Origin of the sequence: Sphingomonas sp. (assembly GCF_036388435.1) — a bacterium.
GTDB lineage: Bacteria > Pseudomonadota > Alphaproteobacteria > Sphingomonadales > Sphingomonadaceae > Sphingomonas.
Genome location: NZ_DASVRV010000037.1, coordinates 1 through 4,069, shown reverse-complemented (window position 1 = coordinate 4,069; position 4,069 = coordinate 1). Strand labels below are relative to the sequence as shown.

Genomic DNA, 4,069 nt, shown 5'->3' with positions numbered 1-4,069 from the left:
CGACCGTCCGCGAGATCAGCGACGAGGAGATCGTCGAGCGCACGCTCTACACCATGGTCAACGAGGGCGCGCTGATCCTGGAGGAGGGCAAGGCCCAGCGCGCGTCGGACGTCGATGTGGTGTGGATCTACGGCTATGGCTGGCCCGTCTACCGGGGCGGTCCGATGTTCTGGGCGCAGAGCGAGGGCCTGCCCAAGATCGTCGCCGGGTTGGAGAAGCACGGGTTTACCGTCGCGCAATCGCTCAAGGAAGCGGCGGCGAGCGGCGGCAAGCTGAAGTGACGCGGGGGCTCGCGCCCTTATCCGCGCTCCAGACCGCCGCCGCGATCCGCGCGGGCGAGACGACCGCGCTCGCCGAGTGCGAGGCGGCGATCGCGCGGATCGAGGTGGGCGACGGCGAGATCAACGCGGTGGTGGTGCGCGACTTCGACCGCGCGCGCGCCGCCGCCCGTGCGCTGGACGCGGCCGGGCCGGGCGACCCGTCCGACCAGCCCCTCTTCGGCGTGCCGATGACAGTCAAGGAGAGCTTCGACGTGGCCGGCCTGGCCACGACCTGGGGCTATCCCGAGCATGCCGATCATCATCCCGCCGCCGACGCCATGGCAGTGCGCCGCCTCCGTCGCGCGGGTGCGGTGATCCTGGGCAAGACGAACGTGCCCCCAGGCCTGGCCGATATCCAGGCGAACAACCCCATTCACGGCCGCACGCTCAACCCGCACGACCCCGAGCGCGTCAGCGGCGGATCGTCGGGCGGCGCGGCGGCGGCGCTCGCGGCCGGCTATGTCCCGCTGGAGATCGGGTCGGACATCGGCGGATCGATCCGCACCCCCGCCGCCTTTTGCGGCGTGTGGGGGCACAAGCCGACCTTCGGCGCGCTGGCGATGGACGGCCATCTCTTCCCGCGCACGACCGACCCGCGCACGGTCCTGAGCGTGATCGGCCCCATGGCGCGCGACCCCCGCGACCTCGCCGCCGCGCTGGACGTGCTGTCTGACCTTCCGCTTCCCCGCGCCGTACCGCGCGAGCCGCGCGAATACCGCGTCGCCATCCTGCCCGAACACCCGCTGGCCCGCGCCGCCCGCGACGTCCGCGCGGCCGTGGAGCGGGTCGGCGGCGCCTTCGCGGATGCGAACGCGCGGGTGGAGCATGCCGCCGACGCCCTGCCCGACCTGGCGCGGCAGCAGGAGGATTACATCCGGATGCTCCTCGCGGCGATGGCGCGGGGAGAGGCGCCCGCCGGCACGCCCCCGCTCACCCCCGCCCGCTGGGCCGAGATGCGCGCCGCGCAGGGCCGCTCCATGCGCGCCTGGATGCGCTTCTTCGATCGGTTCGACATTCTCGTCGCGCCTTGCTGGGGCACCACCGCCTTTCGCCACGACGACACGCCCATGGCGCAGCGCACCCTGGACGTGGACGGCGAGGTGACGCCCTTCGGCGCCCAGCTCGCCTATCCCGGCCTCGCCACCTATCCCAATTTGCCCGCGACCAGCGTTCCCATCGGCCGCGACGCGGACGGCCTGCCCGTGGGTGTACAGGTGATCGCGGCGCCCTATCTCGACCACAATGCCATCGCCGCGGCCTCGCTCGCGCATGACCTCACGAGGAGCTGACATGACCGACCTCGACCAATTCCGCCAAGAGACCCGCGCCTGGCTGGACGAGAATTGCCCGCCCGAAATGCGCGAGCCCGTCCGCTCCGACGCGGACGTGTGCTGGGGCGGACGGAATTTCGAACCGTCGAGCCCGGCGCAGAAGGACTGGCTCGACCGCATGGGCGCGCGCGGCTGGACGGTGCCCGACTGGCCGACCGAATATGGCGGCGGCGGGCTGAGCGCGGCTGAGACCAAGATCCTGCGCGAGGAGATGGCCCGCATCCGCGCCCGCAATCCGCTCAACTCCTTCGGCATCTCGATGCTCGGACCCGCACTGCTGAAATACGGCACCGAGGAGCAGAAGCTCGACCATCTGCCCAAGATCGCGCGCGGCGAGATCCGCTGGTGCCAGGGCTATTCGGAACCCAATGCGGGCTCCGACCTCGCCAGCCTGGCCGCCTCCGCCGAGTCGGACGGCGACGATTACATCGTCAACGGGCAGAAGGTCTGGACCAGCTATGCCGACAAGGCCGACTGGATCTTCTGCCTGGTGCGGACATCCAAGGAATCGAAGCAGGGGGGGATCAGCTTCGTGCTGTTCGACATGGAGTCGCCCGGCGTCTCGACCAAGCCGATCCTTCTCATCAGCGGCTATTCGCCTTTCTGCGAGACCTTCATGGACGGCGTCCGCGTCCCCAAGAAGAACCGCGTCCACGACGAGAACAAGGGCTGGGACGTCGCCAAATATCTGCTCGGCCATGAGCGCGAGATGATCTCGGGCATGGGGCTGGGCGGCCAGGGCGAGAGCCCGCTGGTCGCCGGCGCGATCGCCACGATCGGCCTCGACGCCGACGGACGCTTGGCCGACCCGCTGCTCCGCGCGCAGATCGCGCATTTCGAGGTCCGCACCCAGGCCTTCCGCGCCATGTCGGAGCGCTTCATCGACGAGCTCAAGCACGGCACCGCCCATCCCGCCCAGCCATCGATGATGAAATATGTCGGCACCGAGCTGAACAAGCAGCGCAACGAGCTGATCATGGCCGCCGGCGGCTCCGACGCGCTGGAATGGGAGAGCGAGCGCTCGAACGGCGGCGCTCCGGCGCGCGCCTGGCTGCGCACCAAGGCCAATTCGATCGAGGGCGGCACCAGCGAGGTGCAGCTTAACATCGTCGCCAAGCGCATCCTGGAGTTGCCGGGGGCGTGACCCTTCTCCCTCTCCCCTACGGGAAGAGGGTGCCGAGCATAGCGAAGGCGGGAGAGAAGCTGTTCCGAGCGCGGCGTTTGGAACCGCCCCTCTCCCCGACCCTTTCCCCGCAAGCGGGGGAAGGGAAAATGGAGAATAGAATGCCGCTTTTCCTGAACGACGAACAGACCATGCTCCGCGACAGCGCCCGCGATTTCATCGCCGACGCCGCGCCCGTGTCGCACCTGCGCGCACTCCGCGACGCCGACGATCCCACCGGCTTCTCGCGCGACCTGTGGAAGCAATTCGCGGAAATGGGCTTCACCGGCATCCTGATCGGCGAAGAACAGGGCGGGCTCGGGCTCGGTCATGTCGAGGCGGGGGTCGTGCTGGAGGAGATCGGACGCAACCTCTCCCCCTCGCCCTTCCTGTCCACCGCCGTCGCCGCCGTTGCCGCGCTGAAGGGCACCGCCCAGGCCGAACGCTGGTTCCCCGGCATCGTCGCGGGCGAGACGGCCGCCGCGCTGGCGATCGACGAACGCGCCAAGCATGGCGACGCGGTCGGGCTCAGGGCCGAGCGGTCGGGCAACGGCTTTCGCCTGACGGGCGCTAAGCGGTTCGTCATCCATGGCCATGTCGCCGACCTGCTGATCGTCGCCGCGCGCACCGCCGGGTCCGACGGCGACGCCGAGGGCGTGACGTTGTTCGCGGTCGAGAAGGGCGCCGCCGGCCTCACCGCCTCGCCCGAGCGGCTCGCCGATTCGAGCATCGCCGCGCGCCTGGCATTCGAGGGCGTCGAGGTCACCGCCGACGCGGTGATCGGCAAGGTCGATGCCGGGCGTGATCCGCTGAACCGCCTGCTCCGCGCCGGCCGCACCGGCGCCTCGGCCGAGCTGCTCGGCGTCGGCGGCGGCGCGATGGACATGACGATGGGCTATCTGAAGGAGCGCCGGCAGTTCGGTGTCCTGATCGGCAGCTACCAGGCGCTCCAGCACCGCGCCGCGCACCTTTATTCGGAGATGGAGGTCGCCCGCGCCGCCGTGCTCAAGGCGCAGCAGCTGCTCGACGCCGGGGAGGCCGATGGACTTGGCCGCGCCGACCAGGCCGTCTCCGTCGCCAAGGCGGTGACCGGCGCCGCGACGACCTTGTCGGTGCAGGAAGGCATCCAGATGCATGGCGGCATCGGCATGACCGACGAATATGACATCGGCTTCTTCATGAAGCGCGCCCGCGTGCTGGCGGAGATGTTCGGCGACGCCAACTACCATGCCGACCGGCTGGCCCGGCTGGCGGGC

At 70.2% G+C, this 4,069-nt stretch carries 3 protein-coding genes and 1 pseudogene; all 4 read left to right on the top strand.

What is annotated here, in order from left to right:
* A pseudogene (locus VF592_RS07735) lies at nt 1–281 on the top strand (3-hydroxyacyl-CoA dehydrogenase); the annotation flags it as partial.
* Complete coding sequence (locus VF592_RS07730; protein ID WP_331005040.1) at nt 278–1,609, top strand: amidase family protein; 1,332 nt, start codon at nt 278–280, stop codon at nt 1,607–1,609. The pseudogene VF592_RS07735 and the gene VF592_RS07730, both read left to right, overlap by 4 nt.
* Nucleotide 1,610: 1 nt before the next feature.
* On the top strand, nt 1,611–2,795 hold the full coding sequence (locus VF592_RS07725) for an acyl-CoA dehydrogenase family protein (RefSeq protein WP_331005039.1): 1,185 nt from the start codon (nt 1,611–1,613) through the stop codon (nt 2,793–2,795).
* 140 nt (nt 2,796–2,935) lie between these two features.
* Nucleotides 2,936–4,069, top strand: a 1,134-nt coding sequence (locus tag VF592_RS07720) for an acyl-CoA dehydrogenase (RefSeq protein WP_331005038.1), incomplete at its 3' end; no start/stop codon positions are given.